Origin of the sequence: Yoonia sp. R2331, from assembly GCF_041103235.1 — a bacterium.
Taxonomy (GTDB): domain Bacteria; phylum Pseudomonadota; class Alphaproteobacteria; order Rhodobacterales; family Rhodobacteraceae; genus CANMYO01.
In genome coordinates this window covers 2,620,583-2,637,037 of the sequence record NZ_JBGCUN010000001.1, presented here as the reverse complement: position 1 = coordinate 2,637,037, position 16,455 = coordinate 2,620,583, and the positions used below count along the sequence as shown (strand labels likewise).

At 59.8% G+C, this 16,455-nt stretch carries 15 protein-coding genes; 6 read left to right on the top strand and 9 right to left on the bottom strand.

Going from position 1 to position 16,455, the window contains the following annotated elements; all coding sequences use genetic code 11:
- Window positions 1-59: 59 nt before the first annotated feature.
- Both AB3Y40_RS13555 and AB3Y40_RS13550 read left to right on the top strand, forming a co-directional pair.
- A complete protein-coding gene (locus AB3Y40_RS13555; protein WP_369439318.1) occupies window positions 60-641 on the top strand; it encodes a uracil-DNA glycosylase family protein in 582 nt (193 codons plus the stop codon).
- Entirely contained in the window at window positions 638-1,420 is a 783-nt protein-coding gene (locus AB3Y40_RS13550) for an SseB family protein (protein ID WP_369439317.1), read from the top strand. Before AB3Y40_RS13555 ends, AB3Y40_RS13550 begins: the two co-directional genes overlap by 4 nt.
- Here the strand turns inward: AB3Y40_RS13550 and AB3Y40_RS13545 are convergent.
- From AB3Y40_RS13545 to AB3Y40_RS13515, 7 genes are all read right to left on the bottom strand, one after another.
- A complete protein-coding gene (locus AB3Y40_RS13545) occupies window positions 1,417-2,346 on the bottom strand; it encodes a 2-hydroxyacid dehydrogenase (protein ID WP_369439316.1) in 930 nt (309 codons plus the stop codon). The genes AB3Y40_RS13550 and AB3Y40_RS13545 overlap by 4 nt on opposite strands.
- On the bottom strand, window positions 2,346-3,485 hold the full coding sequence (rodA, locus tag AB3Y40_RS13540) for a rod shape-determining protein RodA (RefSeq protein WP_369439315.1): 1,140 nt from the start codon (window positions 3,483-3,485) through the stop codon (window positions 2,346-2,348). Before rodA ends, AB3Y40_RS13545 begins: the two co-directional genes overlap by 1 nt.
- On the bottom strand, window positions 3,482-5,422 hold the full coding sequence (mrdA, locus tag AB3Y40_RS13535; RefSeq protein ID WP_369439314.1) for a penicillin-binding protein 2: 1,941 nt from the start codon (window positions 5,420-5,422) through the stop codon (window positions 3,482-3,484). Before mrdA ends, rodA begins: the two co-directional genes overlap by 4 nt.
- Window positions 5,419-5,958 (bottom strand): rod shape-determining protein MreD, encoded by a 540-nt coding sequence (locus AB3Y40_RS13530; RefSeq protein WP_369439313.1) that lies wholly within the window; start codon window positions 5,956-5,958, stop codon window positions 5,419-5,421. The genes mrdA and AB3Y40_RS13530 overlap by 4 nt, the downstream gene beginning before the upstream one ends.
- A complete protein-coding gene (gene mreC / locus AB3Y40_RS13525) occupies window positions 5,951-6,859 on the bottom strand; it encodes a rod shape-determining protein MreC (RefSeq protein WP_369439312.1) in 909 nt (302 codons plus the stop codon). Before mreC ends, AB3Y40_RS13530 begins: the two co-directional genes overlap by 8 nt.
- A gap of 25 nt (window positions 6,860-6,884) precedes the next feature.
- Window positions 6,885-7,922, bottom strand: a complete 1,038-nt coding sequence (locus AB3Y40_RS13520; RefSeq protein ID WP_369439311.1) for a rod shape-determining protein — start codon at window positions 7,920-7,922, stop codon at window positions 6,885-6,887.
- Window positions 7,923-8,161: 239 nt separating this feature from the next.
- On the bottom strand, window positions 8,162-9,721 hold the full coding sequence (locus tag AB3Y40_RS13515; protein WP_369439310.1) for a 2-isopropylmalate synthase: 1,560 nt from the start codon (window positions 9,719-9,721) through the stop codon (window positions 8,162-8,164).
- A 205-nt stretch (window positions 9,722-9,926) separates the two neighbouring features.
- On the opposite strand from AB3Y40_RS13515, the gene AB3Y40_RS13510 reads away from it, so the two are divergent.
- Window positions 9,927-10,571, top strand: coding sequence for an SDR family NAD(P)-dependent oxidoreductase (locus AB3Y40_RS13510; RefSeq protein ID WP_369439309.1), 645 nt, complete (start codon window positions 9,927-9,929; stop codon window positions 10,569-10,571).
- Window positions 10,565-12,091, top strand: coding sequence for a cryptochrome/photolyase family protein (locus AB3Y40_RS13505; protein ID WP_369439653.1), 1,527 nt, complete (start codon window positions 10,565-10,567; stop codon window positions 12,089-12,091). The genes AB3Y40_RS13510 and AB3Y40_RS13505 overlap by 7 nt, the downstream gene beginning before the upstream one ends.
- Before the next feature lie 126 nt (window positions 12,092-12,217).
- Here the strand turns inward: AB3Y40_RS13505 and AB3Y40_RS13500 are convergent, their stop codons facing one another.
- Both AB3Y40_RS13500 and AB3Y40_RS13495 read right to left on the bottom strand, forming a co-directional pair.
- Complete coding sequence (locus AB3Y40_RS13500; protein WP_369439308.1) at window positions 12,218-12,676, bottom strand: hypothetical protein; 459 nt, start codon at window positions 12,674-12,676, stop codon at window positions 12,218-12,220.
- Window positions 12,677-12,722: 46 nt separating this feature from the next.
- Window positions 12,723-14,132 (bottom strand): MORN repeat-containing protein, encoded by a 1,410-nt coding sequence (locus AB3Y40_RS13495; protein ID WP_369439307.1) that lies wholly within the window; start codon window positions 14,130-14,132, stop codon window positions 12,723-12,725.
- A 135-nt stretch (window positions 14,133-14,267) separates the two neighbouring features.
- On the opposite strand from AB3Y40_RS13495, the gene AB3Y40_RS13490 reads away from it, so the two are divergent.
- A complete protein-coding gene (locus AB3Y40_RS13490; protein ID WP_369439306.1) occupies window positions 14,268-15,932 on the top strand; it encodes an NAD+ synthase in 1,665 nt (554 codons plus the stop codon).
- Between the two features lie 88 nt (window positions 15,933-16,020).
- Window positions 16,021-16,449 carry a DUF1801 domain-containing protein gene (locus AB3Y40_RS13485; RefSeq protein WP_369439305.1) on the top strand — a complete coding sequence of 143 codons (429 nt, stop codon included), beginning with the start codon at window positions 16,021-16,023 and terminating at the stop codon, window positions 16,447-16,449.
- Window positions 16,450-16,455 lie beyond the last annotated feature (6 nt).

Below are 16,455 nucleotides of genomic sequence, written 5' to 3'. Positions count from 1 at the left end.
CTGTAGCGAAGTTGTGCTGTGGGTTTTGCTTTGGTTATGCGGCGCTTAAAGTGACGGGTATGACGTTGACCAAGGACATCGCTGCCTGCCGATTGTGTGCAGATCGCTTCGCAGCGACGCAAACCGCGCATGCACCGCGCCCGGTCGTCTGGTTCGAAGGTCCGGCCCGGATTTTGATCGCCGGGCAGGCCCCAGGTGCGCGGGTGCACGAGGCGGGTATCCCCTTTCACGACCCCTCGGGCGACCGTTTGCGGGACTGGTTGGGATTGGACAGTGACACCTTCTATGACCGCAGCCGCATTGCAATTTTGCCGATGGCGTTTTGTTTTCCGGGCTATGATGCCAAAGGGTCGGACCTTCCGCCGCCCAGGATTTGCGCCACAACATGGCGCGCCAAGGCGATGGCGCAGATCGCGGACCCATCGATGACCCTGTTGATCGGAGGCTATGCGCAGAACTGGCATTTCGGCGCACGGATGGGTGTGACAGATCGGGTGAAAGGGTGGCGTGATCACGCGCCGCGCGTCTTTCCCTTGCCTCATCCGTCGTGGCGCAATACCGGGTGGATCAAACGCAATCCGTGGTTCTCAGATGAGCTGTTGCCGGTGTTGCGCGCGCGGGTAAAAGAGGTGCTGACATGACATTGACCGATCTTGATCAGGCCCATGCCGCCATGCAATCCGCACCCGATGATGACGCCGCGCGTCTGCGGTTTCATGAACGATTGGCCGATACTGAGTTGTTTCTGTTGCTGGCCGGAGAGCCTGAAGGCGATCAGATCGAGCCGGAACTTTTTGAGATCGAGGGCAATTCCTATGCGCTGGTCTTTGACCGCGAGGAACGCCTGTCCGATTTCACAGGTCGCGTTGTGCCCTATGCCGGTCTGCCGGGCCGCGCGCTGGCAGGGATGTTGGCCGGGCAGGGGATTGGGCTGGCGCTGAATGTGCAAGTGGCACCCTCTGCGATGCTGATCTCTGCCGAAGCGGTGGATTGGCTGGTTGAGACGTTGGAACACGCCCCCGAGGAACAAGAGGCGCGTCTGGTCGCCATCGACGTCCCGCGTGGCCTGCCCGAAGAGGTTGTGACTGGGTTGGATCGGAAACTTGCCATTGCAGCAGGACTGGCAAGTCATGCCTTTCTGGCTGCGGCCACCTATGAGGACGGCGGCAAGGGCCACGTTCTGGCCTTTGTGGATGCCAAGGCGGGCGCAGAACAGGCTCTTGCTAACGCCGCCGGAGAGGCGCTGCGGTTTTCGGGCATCGAAGCGGGGGTGATGGATGTGATGTTCGTCGGCGCTGCCGACGAAATGGCCGCACGGTTGGGACGGGTCGGTTTGCGGTTCGATCTGCCGATGCCTGCCGAACGGCTGGCACCTGTGGCCCCCGGGACCGACCCCGCAAAGCCGCCAAAGCTGCGTTAGTAGCCCGCCGCGCGATCCACCAGATTAAGCAACGGTTCACCCGCTTCGCTGCGCCGGATGTTTTCGGCGATCACATTGGCAGCCGACGCAGGCCGCGTGACAGAGGCGATGTGCGGCGTCACTGTGACTTTGGGGTCATGCCAAAAGGGGTTTTCGGGGGGCAACGGCTCTGTCCGGAACACATCAAGCGTCGCGTGTCCGATCTGGCCGGTGTCCAGCGCTTCAAGCAGGGCATCGTCATCAATCAGTGCGCCGCGCCCAGGGTTCAGGATCACGGCACCTTTGGGCAGAACCGCGAGAGTTTCGGCGTTGATGATATTCTCGGTCGCGTCCGTGAGCGGCAGCAAAAGCACCACGATCTGTGCGGTGCCAAGCGCGCCCAGCAGAACATCAGGGCCGGACAGGCAGCTAACGCCGTCAACTGTCTTGGGTGACCGTGACCACCCGGTGACCGGAAAGCCAAGCTGCGCCAAGGCCTGACCACAAGCCGCACCAAGCGCGCCGAGGCCCAGAATGGTGACGGGACGATCTTTTGACAGGGGCGGGAACGCGGGGTCCCAGTCAGGCTCTGGCGCGGTGATGTGGCGATCCAGTCCCAGATGATGCCGCAGCGTGTGGCCCACAACCCATTCGACCATGCCTTGGGTCAGGCTGTCATCAACCATGCGGGCAAGAGGCTGGGTCAGTGTCTCGTTTGTGACGATGCTTTCCACACCGGCCCAAAGGCCCAGCACCGCCTTGCACCGCGTGAAGGGCGTGAAATCGGACATCGGGCCGGTGGGTGTGAAGATGATATAGTCGGTCTGGTCCGGCGCGTGATCGCGGCTGAGCGTCACGTCAAGACCAGCCGTGTCAAAGGCCGTTTCCAGCGCGTCCTGATACATCACCCAATCATCATCGGGGGCAGAGAAAAGTACGTTGATCATCAGCGTGGTTTATGGACGTGAGCGGATTGCACAAGGCCAAATGCGACCATCAGCACCAACATTGCTGATCCGCCGTAGCTGACCAGTGGCAAGGGCACACCTACTACAGGTGCCAAGCCTGTGACCATCGCCATGTTGACCGAGAAGAACAGGAAAAAGGTCGTCGCAACGCCAAGCGTCAACAGAGCCGAAAACCGGTCGCGATTTGTGATCGCACTGACCACGCAAAACAGGATGATCAGCAGATAAAGCGCCAGTAGGGCGGCGGCCCCGACAAATCCGAATTCCTCGGCCAATGTCGTGAAGATGAAGTCGGTGTGTTTTTCAGGCAGAAAGTTCAACCGGCTTTGCGTGCCTTGCATGAACCCACGCCCCGTCAATCCACCAGAGCCAAGGGCGATCTTGGCCTGCGTGATGTGATAGCCCGCCCCAAGTGGGTCGTTTGCGGGGTCAATAAAGGTGTCGATGCGGCGGAATTGGTAGTCCTTCAGCAATTGCCACGTGGTGCCGCGTGACTGGAACACAGCCACAATCCCAGAGACGCCCGCCGTGATCACGGTGGCGAAATAGGCCCAATGAACACCGGCAAAAAACATCATCGCACCGCCACCCATCAGCAAAAGCAAAGAGGTGCCAAGGTCCGGCTGGCTTAGCACCAGATAGGTCGGGATCAGGATTAGGCAGACCGGCAGAAACACCCAGAAGGGCCGTGATGTGCGGTTCAATGGCAGCCAGTCGTAGTAGGCCGCCAGCAGCATGACTAATGTGATCTTGGCCAATTCCGACGGCTGCAAATCCATCGGTCCCAGATCGATCCAGCGTTGCGACCCGTTGCGTTCAACCCCGACAAATTCCACCGCGATCAACAACAGAAGTGATACCAAATAGGCCAGCACGGCCATATTGCGCCAGAACCAGATCGGCACCATCGCCACAAAGAGCATCAGTGCCATGCCAAGGCCAAAGCGTTTGACCTGCGGTTCCATCCACGGGGTCACAGACCCGCCTGCCACGGAATACAGCATCAGAAAACCAAAGCAGGCGACAGCCGTCAAAAGCAGGATCACGGGCCAGTTCAGATAGGCCAGTTTGCGAAAGCCGGTGGGCACATATTTGGTGTTATACTCAAGATAGCTCATGCCCGGTCGCTACCTTCATTGGCAGCAGCAATCCGGGCGCGGATGCGTTCCTGTTGCTCGGCAATGCGGGCGCGGTCGGCGCTGGGGTAAGCATCCAGCGGGGGCTCTCCATCATAGAGCGCCTGCAACATGATATCGCGCGCAATGGGGGCCGCGGCCTTGGATCCGCCGCCACCATGTTCAACGACAACGGCGATGGCAAAGCGTGGGTTTTCGACCGGCGCAAATGACACATAAAGCGCATGATCCCGGCGTTCCCAAGGCAGGTCCTCGTTGCGGGTCACACCGCGCGCGCGTTCCTCCGCCGTGATGCGTCGCACCTGACTGGTGCCGGTTTTGCCCGCCATGCGCATCCCATCGGCAATGATCCGGGACCGGTAAGCGGTGCCGCGCCGGTGGTTGGACACATCATTCATCGACTGCCGCATCCGGCGCAGGTTGTTTTCATTCAGGCCGAGGCTTTCCCCGCGACCGCTGGGGGCTTCGACGCCATCAACAGATTTGATCAAACGCGGCGTGACACTGCGCCCGGTCGCAAGTCGCGCGGTCATCACCGCCAATTGCAAAGGCGAGCTAAGCACGTAGCCCTGACCGATCGAGGCGTTGACCGTGTCGCCGATGCGCCAATCCTCATTGCGCACGTCGCGCTTCCACGCTTTGTCAGGGGCAAGACCTTGCGCCACGGCAGAGATCGGCAGATCGTGCTTGGTCCCCAACCCCAGCTTGCGCGCCATTTCGGCCATCTTGTCGATCCCAACCCTTTGGGAAATATCGTAATAATAGCAGTCGCAGGACTGCTTGAGGCTTTCGTGGAAGTTAATGTTGCCGTGGCCTGCGCGCTTCCAGCAGTGGAATCGCAGGCCTGCGACATCGGTATGGCCGGGGCAATAGACCGTTTCCTCGGGGCTGATCACCCCATCTTCCAGCGCGGCCAGTGCAGTCACCATCTTGAAGGTCGAGCCGGGCGGATAGGTCCCTTGGGCGGCCTTGGCGGCCAACGGACGATATTTGTTTTCGTTCAGGTCAGTCCAATCCTTGACCGAGATGCCGCGCACAAAAAGGTTTGGGTCAAACGCAGGGGCAGAGGCGATGGCGCGCAAATCACCATCTTCAAGGTCGATCACAACGGCGCCTGCGCTCTCGCCGTCCATGCGCGCCTGCGCGTAGGCCTGCAACCGCGCATCAAGGGTCAGCTGAATGTCCTTGCCGGGAATGCCCTCTTGCCGGTCAAGTTCGCGCATCACGCGGCCCAAGGCGTTCACTTCGATCCGCTTGGTGCCGGCAGAACCGCGCAGGGTGTGTTCCAGCTTATTCTCGACCCCGGTCTTACCAATCTGGAATTTCGGGATCTGCAGCAGCGGGTCCTGATCGTCGATCCGGCTGAGGTCATAGTCGCTGACCGGGCCAACGTAGCCCACGACATGGGCGATATCCGCGCCTAGCGCATAGTGGCGCGACAGCCCGACCTCTGCGGTGATGCCGGGCAGGGCGGGGGCGTTGATATTGATCTTGGCAACGTCTTCCCATTTGAGCCGGTCCGCGATTGTCACGGGCACAAAGGGCGAGCGGCGGTACATTTCCTCCAGCGCGCGATCGAGCGTTTCTTGTGGGATATCAACCAGCTTGGTCAAACGGGCGAGCGTTTCTTCCACGTCGCCCGCGTCTTCACGGACCATCACGACGCGGTAATTCTGTTCGTTGTCGGCAAGCGGCATGCCATTGCGGTCAAAGATCAGCCCGCGTGCTGGTGGGATCAGGCGGATGTTGATGCGGTTTTCCTCGGCCAACAAGCGAAACTGATCCGCTTGTTCGACTTGCATCGACTGCATTCGCCAGCCCAAAACGCCAACGATGCCCAATTGGACAGAGCCCAAAAGCAAGGCCCGGCGCGACATGCGACGGGCGCTTTCGCCGGTATCGCGTTGCTGTTTCTTCATAGCCTGTGCCCCAAGCTGTCCACCGCACCGGGTGCCGTGCGCGTAACGCCAAACAGGAAATGCGCCACCAGCACGACCACGGGATAAACCGCAATGGTCGTCAGCATCAGTATCAGGGTCAAGCCCAGAGGGGCCTGCGGCATCATCACAATCGCGAGCACGATGCGGTTGGCCAGCGTGATCGCCGCGATGCCTACCGCAACGCTGCCCCATTCCAGCAGGATCGGCATATCGCGAATGCGTTTGGTCCGGGCGCGCAGCATCTCTGTCATGATCAACACCAATGCAGCCCATAGCCCCGGGGGGCGCTGGAACAGCAGGTCAGACAACAGATAGATCGCCGCTATCACATAAAACGGCGCATAATCGGGGCGGCGGGCGATCCAGGCCACAGTCACGGCCAGCAACAGATCAGGGGCCACCAATCCTCCGGGTTCCATGTTGAGCGGGACCAGTTGCAAGAACATTAGCACCAGTGCAAGGCCAAGAAACATTGCCCGGCCCAGCCACAATGTGGTTGTCGGGGTTTCAGCCATCTGTGTCCTCTGACGCAATCTCGGCGGTTTCGGCGGCGGTATCTGTGTCGGGCGACAACAGGCTGCCGGGGTCTGTGATGTCTTCGTGCGGGCGCGCGCGCAGCACCCGCAGAAACTCGAGCCGCCCATAGTCCGCCGAAAGCCGCACCCGCAAACGGCGGTCGGACCCCAATGCCACCTGACCCACCAGCAGATCGGCCGGGAAAACCCCGCCATCGCCAGAGGTTTCAACCCGGTCGCCGGGGCGGACCTGATCGGGGTCTTCGAGAAACTCAATCGGCGGGTTTAGCGTGTTGTCGCCTGCCAAAATGGCCTTTTGCCCTGACGGCTGGATTGTCACTGGAATGCGAGAGGACGTATCCGTCAGCAGGATGACCCGGCTGGTGTCCTGTCCCACGCCGCTGATCCGCCCCACAAGGCCAATACCATCCATCGTCGGCCAGCCATCAATGATGCCGTCACGCGCGCCGACATTCAGCAGCACCGATTGCCGAAAAGGCGACCCGCTGTCGGTGATCACGACGCCCGTCACATAGGTCAGTTTTGGATCAAGTCGCACGTTGTTCAGGTCCAACAGGCGGGCGTTTTCCTGTTCCAGCTGCAGGGCGGCCTCTTTCCAGCCCTTCATCTGCTGCAACTCACGGCGTAAGTCGGCGTTTTGGGCGGCCAGCGCCTGATAGCTGCGGAAATCGCTGAAGATATTGGCGATCCCGGTGACCGGCGCCATCGCCCAGTCAAACGATGGCACGACACGGTCAATTACAGCCAGACGAAAGCGTTCCACGCGGGGGCTGTCGATGCGCCAGACCAGAAATGTGCCCAACAGCAAAAACACGCAAAGCCCGACCAGCAATCTGCGGATCGGGCCGACGAAATCTTCGCTGTCGCGGTTCCTGGCCAAGGGTCACACACCCTTTCGATGGGGTTTAACTGTCGTAATCAATAACGTGGCGCAGCTGCTTTTCATACTCCAGCGCCTTGCCGGTTCCGAGTGCCACGCAGTTCAGGCTTTCGTCCGCCACCGAAATCGCAAGGCCGGTCTGTTCGCGCAAAGCCAGATCAAGCTGACCCAACAGCGCGCCACCGCCCGTCAGCATCACGCCGCGGTCAACGATGTCTGCGGCCAGATCGGGCGGGGTCGCTTCGAGGGCCGTCATCACCGCCTCGCAGATCGCCTGCACCGGTTCGGCAAGCGCTTCGGCGACCTGGGCCTGAGAAATTTCGGTTTCCTTCGGCACACCATTCAGCAGATCACGCCCCCGGATGTGCAGGCTGCTGCCGCGTCCGTCATCGGGCATCCGTGCAGTACCGATCGAGGTTTTGATCCGCTCTGCGGTCGATTCACCAATCAGCAGGTTATGCTGGCGACGCAGGTAGTTAATAATCGCCTCATCCATCCGGTCGCCACCCACGCGGACTGAGCGTGCGTAGACGATGTCGCCCAGCGACAGCACAGCCACCTCTGTGGTACCGCCGCCGATATCAACAACCATGTTGCCGGTGGGATCGGTGATTGGCATGCCCGCGCCAATTGCAGCCGCGATCGGCTCTGCGATCAGACCGGCGCGGCGGGCACCGGCAGACAGCACAGACTGCCGGATTGCGCGTTTTTCAACAGGTGTGGCGCCGTGGGGGACACAGACGATGATCTTGGGTTTGGAAAACGTCGATCGTTTTGCCACCTTGCGGATGAAGTGTTTGATCATCTCTTCGGCGGTGTCAAAGTCGGCAATCACACCGTCCCGCATTGGGCGGATCGCCTCGATGCTGCCGGGGGTGCGGCCCAGCATCAGCTTGGCGTCTTCGCCCACGGCCAGCACCTTCTTCTGGCCCTCTTTGACGTGGTAGGCCACGACAGAGGGTTCGGACAGGATAATTCCCTTGCCTTTGACGTAGACAAGCGTGTTCGCCGTCCCTAGGTCGATCGCCATGTCCGACGAAAACAAGCTGCCAAAAATTGCCATGTGCTGGACTTCCCGTACCCATATCCGATTTGCGCGCGACTCCCCCCGGTGTCGCGTCAGGCGGGTTATACGGGGCGGGCGAAGCGGTTGAAACCCCTTGTTTGCAGGGATTCAGCGCAATTCTGCCGCTTATACTTATCGAACATTTAAGGGCGACTTAGCAGGTGTTTGGTCGCCGATTTTGCCGTGATCGAACATCATGACGGCCCGACACTTGCCGGACCGCCACAAATGTCGCGTTACTCGCCCGCGTCCTTGTAGCTGACGCCTTTCACATCCGCGCCGGGTGCGGATTTCGTGCGGCGCACGATCAGACGGTTGAGCGCATTGATATATGCCTTGGCCGAGGCAACGACCGTGTCGGTATCAGCTGACTGACCGGTGGCGATGCGGCCTTCTTCCTCCATCCTGACGCTGACGGTGGCTTGCGCATCGGTGCCTTCGGTCACAGCGTGCACCTGATAAAGCTGCAGCCGCGCACCATGTGGGTAAAGTGCCTTGACCGCGCTAAAGGCGGCATCGACGGGGCCATCGCCGGTGGTTTCGATTGACATATCTTCACCACCAACAGTCAGGGTCATTTCCGCTGTTTGGGGGCCATCGGTGCCGCAGACCACCTTAAGCGACTTCAGCCGCAAGTGATCGTCTTCGGCGTCATTGGTGCGCATCAGGGCGATCAAGTCATCCTCGAACACTTCTTTCTTGCGGTCGGCCAATTCCTTGAACCTCACAAAGACGTCCATCAATTCATTGTCGCCAAGGGTGTACCCCAACTCTTCCAGCTTGGACCGCAATGCGGCGCGGCCTGAATGTTTGCCCATGACCAATGAGGTTTCGGACAAGCCCACGTCGGCAGGGCGCATGATCTCGAACGTCTCGGCGTTCTTGAGCATCCCGTCCTGGTGAATGCCGCTTTCGTGGGCAAAGGCATTCTTGCCGACGATGGCCTTGTTGAATTGCACCGGAAAGCCCGAGACGGTCGCAACGCGGCGCGAGATGTTCATGATCTTGGTGGTGTCGATCTGGGTATCGAACGGCATGATGTCATTCCGTACTTTCAGGGCCATCACGACCTCTTCCAGCGCGGTGTTGCCGGCGCGTTCGCCCAAGCCGTTGATCGTGCACTCGATCTGCCGCGCACCACCTTCGACGGCAGCAAGGCTATTGGCGGTCGCCATGCCAAGGTCGTTGTGGCAGTGGGTGGCAAAAATCACCTCATCCGCGCCCGGAACCCGTTCGATCAGCATCTTGATCAAGTCAGCGGATTCGCGCGGGGCGGTGTAGCCAACCGTGTCGGGGATGTTGATCGTAGTGGCACCGGCCTTGATCGCGATTTCAACGGTGCGGCACAGATAATCCTCTTCCGTACGGGTGGCATCCATCGAGGACCATTGCACGTTGTCGCAGAGGTTGCGGGCGTGGGTGACGCAGTCGTGGATACGCTCTGCCATTTCATCCATTGTCAGGTTCGGAATCGCCCGATGCAGGGGCGACGTGCCGATGAAGGTGTGAATACGCGGGGACTTCGCATGTTTCACCGCTTCCCAACAGCGGTCGATATCCTTGAAGTTCGCCCGGCTCAGCCCGCAAATCGTTGATTGCTTGGCATTTTTCGCGATCTCCGAGACGGCGTTAAAGTCGCCCTCTGACGCGATTGGAAAGCCTGCTTCGATAATGTCGACGCCCATCTCGTCCAAAAGCTCTGCGATTTCGAGCTTTTCGGCATGGGTCATCGTCGCGCCGGGCGACTGTTCGCCATCGCGCAAGGTGGTGTCAAAAATCAATACGTGGTCGGTCATGTCTGCTATCCTGAAAGAAGTGTCCTGGCGCGCTATCCCCTCTGAGCGGTCGCGCCGGATGGCACGCTCAGAGGCGGCTTAGGAGCAGCAGAGCGCGCAGGTCAATCGACCCCGAAATGGTGATATGAGCGCGCTTCAACATGATGCGCACTATACTGCGGCGATTTCGTTTGAAAAGCCTGAATCAAGGTCTAGGTCCCTGACGATGAGCAGGGCATTGGTAATAGGCGCCACTGGCGGGATCGGATCCGCGGTGTGCAAGGCATTGGCTGCAAAGGAGTTTGACGTCACTGGCCTATCGCGGCGCGATGGGTTGGATGTGACCAATTCGGATGCGGTGGACCGGGTCTTGGGCGACCTGGACGGGCCGTTTGACCTGATCTTTGTGGCAATCGGGATGCTGGGCACGCCTGAAAAATCCTTGGCGGCGATCACAGCCGAAGAGATGCAGCGTGTCTTTGCAGTCAACACATTCGGGGTCGCGCTGGTGCTGCGACATGTGCCGAAATTGCTTTCAAAAGCAGGGCGTTGCGCAATTTTGTCGGCGCGGGTTGGGTCGATAGGTGACAATCAAATCGGCGGATGGCACAGCTACCGCGCGAGCAAGGCCGCGCTGAACCAGATCGTCAAAGGGGCCGCGATCGAGATGGGGCGCAGCCACAAGGGCGCTGTGGTGGTGGCGCTGCATCCCGGCACGGTCGAAACCTCCTTTACGGCGCAATACGCAGGGCGTCACAAGACGGTCCCGGTGGATGAGGCAGCGGATAACCTGTTGTCAGTCATTGAAAATTTGGAACCTCGTCAAAGCGGTGGGTTCTTTGACTACGCAGGAAAAGAGGTCATCTGGTGAAGCTGGTTCTGGTGCTGGGTGACCAGTTGAGCATGGATGTGGCCGCGCTCAAGGCGACCGACAAAGCGTCAGATGTGGTGGTCATGGCCGAGGTCGGGGACGAGGCCAGCTATGTGGCGCACCACCCAAAGAAGATCGCATTTATCTTTGCCGCGATGCGCAAGTTTGCAGAGGCCCTAAAGGTTAACGGCTGGCGGGTTTACTACACGAAATTTGACGATTCAGAGCGGTCAGAGAGCATCTGCGGCGAAATCCTCAGATATGCAGAGGCAACCGGGGCAAAAGAAGTATGGGCGACCGAGCCGGGGGAGTGGCGCCTGATTGAAGCGCTGCAATCATGCCCCTTGAAGGTAAAGATTTTGCAGGACGACCGGTTCATCGCCTCCCACGCCGATTTCGAGCGCTGGGCCGAAGGCCGAAAGGCGCTGCGGATGGAGTATTTCTACCGTGAAATGCGACGCAAGACCGGCTTGATGATGGAGGGCGACCAACCAGCGGGCGGGCAGTGGAATTTTGACCATGACAACCGCAAGCCAGCGCCCGATGCGATCAACTATGCAGGGCCGATGCGGTTTACGCCCGATGAAACTGTGCAAGAGGTTCTGGACCTCGTCGCAGACAAATTTTCCCGCAATTTCGGACGGTTGGATGACTTCTGGTTTGCCACGGACAACGGGCAGGCGCGCCAGCATCTGGCGCATTGGGTGAAATATGCCGCCCCGCATTTTGGTGACTATCAAGATGCGATGCTGCGGGACGAGCCGTTTTTGTATCACGGGCTGGTCGGGCTTTACCTGAATGCAGGCCTGTTGGACCCGTTTGAGGTTTGTCAGGCCGTTGAAAAAGCATGGAAAGACGGGGATGTGCCGATCAACGCGGCAGAGGGGTTCATCCGGCAGATCATTGGCTGGCGCGAATATGTGCGGGGCATCTATTTTCTGGAAGGGCCAGGGTACACGGGGCGGAACGTCTTGGAACACAAGCGTAAATTGCCCGCCGTCTATTGGGGTGGCGAAACCCGGATGCGTTGCATGGAAAGTGCCGTGGCGCAGACCCGGGATGAGGCCTATGCCCACCACATCCAGCGGCTGATGGTGACTGGTAATTTTGCTTTGTTATCAGGTGTTTCGCCGCAAGAGGTGCATGAATGGTATTTGGCGGTCTATGCCGATGCCTATGAATGGGTCGAGGCACCCAACACCATCGGGATGAGCCAATTTGCCGATGGCGGGATCATCGCCAGCAAACCCTATGTGTCGAGCGGCAACTACATCAACAAGATGAGCGATTACTGCAAATCTTGCCACTATTCTGTGACCGCCAAAATAGGCGAAAAAGCGTGTCCTTTCAATCTGTTGTACTGGGATTTTCTGATCCGTCATCGCGACCGGTATTCTGACAATCCGCGTATGGGGAACATGTATCGCACATGGGATCGGATGGCCGATGATCGCAAGGATCAAGTGTTAAGAGAGGCGGGTAAGCTGCTTGACCGGATGGATGCGGGAGAGGGGATTTAATACGCCGTTCGGGATGCACTGATGATGCACAACCCATACACATATCATGCAGGTCGACGTCTTAACGGGCGTTAAGTTAAGTAAATGTCCCGCGCTGAAAATCAGAGAATAGGGGCCAGCAGCCCCTCAGGACAGATGGATCAGGTCGACCGCCACGGCGAGTGCTTGTGGGGTGAAAGGTTGGAACAGGGCGGTGATGGGTTCTGACAGCAATGTCGGATCAGGGGTCGCGCCAGAGCTGTTGGGCAAAACGGCGAACGTGCCATCAAGGTCGATCACGATCATTGGGCGCACGGGCGCACCGTGGAAGGCGTTGAGTTTCAATGCAAAGCGGCTGCTGTCGATCCAATGGACGAATTGCGCAAGCGGCAAACGCGGGATGCCACCAATGGCGGCCCACGGCGTTTGGGCCTTTGACCAGATCGCGTAGCCGTGAAAGTGGCCCATGCGGTGCTCATCGACGCCGTAAAGGATCACGGTGTGGTGCCCGTCTGGGGATATGGCGTGAAAGTCCTGCACCCAAGGGCCGCGTTGATGCGGCGGCAGGTCTTGCGGCGAAAGGCCGGCCGGCAGATCTGGGATCATGGCTGATGTGCCGGGGTGAACCCCGGCCTACCCATGAGTTGCGGGGTCATTCGGTCGCGGCGTTGTCGTCGGTGCCCGTGGCAGAGGTCGATAGAATCGCGCCGTCTGCCCATTCGCCTTCTTCAACTTCGCCAGTGGCATAGCGCATGGTGCCGGGGCCTTGGCGGCGGCCACGCACGAATGACCCTTCGTAGACGTCGCCATTGGCATAGGTGGCGACACCAACGCCTGACATTTCGCCCTCGGACCAGGCGCCTGCATAGACAAAGCCATCGGGCAGGGTGATTGTGCCAGTGCCGTGGCGCTGACCGTTCAGAAAGCCACCCTGATAGACGGTTCCATCGGCATAGGTCGCCGTGCCTTCGCCATTGCGCTGTCCATCGGCCCATTGACCCACATAGGTGTAGCCATCGGCATAGGTCATGGTGCCTTGGCCGTGGTTCTTGGCGTTGAGGAATTCGCCTTCGTAGACCAGCCCGTTGGCATAGGTGGCGATGCCGCGTCCGTTGATGACGCCCGCCTCCCACGCGCCGTCATAGGACGACCCATCGGGGTAGGTGATCTTGCCCGTGCCATCGGCCAGATCGGCCTTGAAGCTGCCGACATAGACCGAGCCGTCGGGATAGGTCACTTCGCCCTGACCGTCGATCTGGCCGTTGGCCCAGCTGCCCACGTAACGATAGCCATCGGTGCCGACAAAGGTACCTTGGCCGTGGCGTTTGTCGTCCTTGAAACCGCCATTGTAGGTGTCGCCGTTGGCATAGGTGACCTGACCCGTGCCTTCGCGGCGACCGGCCACAAGATCACCCTGATAAACGTCGCCATTGGGCTGTTCCAGCCGCCCGCTGCCTTCGATCTGACCATCGACCCATGTGCCGGTGTAGATCAGCCCGTCTTTCATGGTCAGGGTGCCGGTGCCGGCGCGTTCGCCCGCCACAAGCTCGCCTTCATAAACCGAGCCATCGGGGTAGGTAATGCGGCCGGTGCCTTCTTTGACGCCATTGATCCAGGGGCCGGCGTATTCGTAGCCGCCAGGGCTGCGCATGGTGCCGGTGCCGTGGTGCATGGCGTTGCGAAACTCGCCCTCGTAAGTGACGCCATTGGCATAGTTAGCGATGCCGCGTCCGGTGATCTGGCCTGCGGCCCAGTCGCCTTCGTAGGTGCCGCCGTCGGCAAAGGTGATCTTGCCGGTGCCATCGGGTTTGCCCGCATCAAAAGACCCTTCGTAGATCGAGCCGTTGGGGAAGGTGGCGGTGCCCATGCCCTTGATCTCTCCGGCGACCCATTCACCGGTGTATTCATAGCCATTGGGCAAGCGGTAGGTGCCTTGGCCGTGCTGTTTGCCGTTCAGGAACGCGCCCTCATAGACGCCGCCGTCGTCGTATTGCTTGGTTTCAATGGTTTGCCCGATGGCGGGTGTCGCCAATCCAAGGGCCAGTGCCAGTGCAAGCCGCATTTTGCGTGTCTCCCGTTCCGCTCGACCCGCAGACTAGGAGATGTGGGGCAGGGTGACAACGGGGCGGAAGGGGCAATTGGCTTTCCCTTGCCGGTCGATCTGCTAGATCATGGCAGGTGTAAGAGGAATGTGACGATGCGTGATCAATTTCGCCTGACGATGGCCCAGTTGAACCCCACGGTGGGCGATCTTGCCGGGAACTGCGCCAAGGCCCGCGCGGCCTGGGCCGAGGGCAAGGCGGCGGGCGCGGATATGGTGGCCCTGCCAGAGATGTTCGTGACCGGATATCAGACGCAGGATCTGGTGCGCCGGCCTGCGTTTCTGGCCGATGTCTGGACGCATTTGCAGGCGCTGGCGCAGGACTGCGCAGATGGACCATTGCTGGCGATCGGCGCGCCTTTTCTGGACGGCGACCGGCTGCACAATTGCTATTTCGTGCTGGAGGGAGGTGCTGTGCGCACCCGGTTTGACAAGCATTTCCTGCCCAATTTCAATGTCTTCGATGAGGTGCGCCTGTTTAACCGCGGCGAGATCAAGAGCCCCTTTGCCCCCACAAACGAAGCCCCGCGCCTTGGTTGCCCGATCTGCGAGGACGCCTGGTACCCGGATGTCTGCGAGGCGATGGTGGAAAGCGGGGCTGAGGTGCTGATGGTGCCCAATGGATCACCCTATTTTCGGGGTAAGTTCCCGATCCGGATGAACGAAATGGTGTCCCGCGTGGTCGAGAACGATGTGCCGCTGGTCTACCTGAACATGGTGGGCGGGCAGGACGACCAGATGTTTGACGGCCGGTCCTTTGTGCTGAACCGGGGCGGTAAGCTGGCGGTGATGTTGCCTTTCATGGAAGAGGCTGTGGTGCATGTTGACTTCCGGCGCGCCGATGACGGCTGGGAAGCCGTCGAGGGCGCGAAGTCCGATCTGCCGGACGAGATTGAGCGTGATTACCATGTGATGGTTGGCAGCCTGCGCGATTACATGGCGAAAACCGGGTTCAAAAAGGTGCTGCTGGGCCTGTCGGGCGGGATTGATTCTGCGATTGTTGCGGCCATTGCCGCCGATGCGTTGGGCCCCGAAAATGTGCGCTGTTTGATGCTGCCGTCTGAATACACTTCGCAAGGATCGCTAGACGATGCGGCGGCCTGCGCAGAGGCGCTGGGCTGTCACTATGACACGGTGCCGATCAAGGCGACGCGGGATGCGGTGACAGATACACTGGCGGGCCTGTTTGAAGGCCGCGATGAAGACCTGACCGAGGAAAACATCCAAAGCCGGATCAGGGGGTTGTTGTTGATGGCGCAGTCCAACAAGTTTGGCGAGATGCTGCTGACCACCGGCAACAAGTCAGAGGTCGCAGTGGGGTATGCCACGATCTATGGCGATATGGCGGGCGGCTATAACCCGATCAAGGACATGTACAAAACGCGGGTTTTTGCGGCCTGCCGCTGGCGCAATGCCAATCACCGGCCCTGGATGAAGGCCCCGGCAGGCGAGGTGATTCCGGTGGCGATCATCGAAAAGCCGCCCAGTGCGGAATTGCGACCTGATCAGAAGGACGAGGACAGCCTACCGCCTTATGACGTGCTGGATGGCATTCTGGAGATGCTGGTGGATGATGAGGCCAGCGTCGCGGATTGCGTCGCCAAAGGATATGACCGCGAGACGGTCAAACGGGTGGAGCATCTGATTTACATCAGCGAATACAAGCGGTTCCAGTCGGCCCCCGGCCCGCGTTTGAGTAAGCGGGCGTTCTGGCTGGATCGGCGCTATCCGATTGTGAACCGCTGGCGCGATGGCAGCTAGCCGGTCGGTCGGACCTGTTTGCGCAAGCGCAAAAGTGCCCCGCCCGCCCGGAGCCTTGTGATAGGGTGGCGGTGAGGAGGATTCTGGGATGGCAGAAAACAAGACCAAGGCAACCCAAGCGTCGGTCGAGGAATTCATAGCGCAGGTCGATCACAAGACGCGCCGGGAGGATGCCATCGTTCTGGATGCACTTTTCCGACGGGTGACCGGCTGGACCCCCAAGATGTGGGGGCCGTCGCTGATTGGCTATGGCAGCTATGATTACACTTATGAAAGTGGTCGGTCAGGGTCGATGCTGGCCACGGGATTCAGCCCGCGCAAGGCCAATATGGTGATGTACATCATGCCCGGATATCAGGAGCTGGGCGATATGCTGGCGCGGGTCGGAAAACACCGGATCGGCAAATCGTGTTTGTATCTGGGGCCGTTGAAGAACAACGATATGGATGTGCTGGAAGAGATCATTCGCGCGGGATTGGATGACCTGGGGAAACGCTGGCCGGTCCACCCCTCCTAGACATTT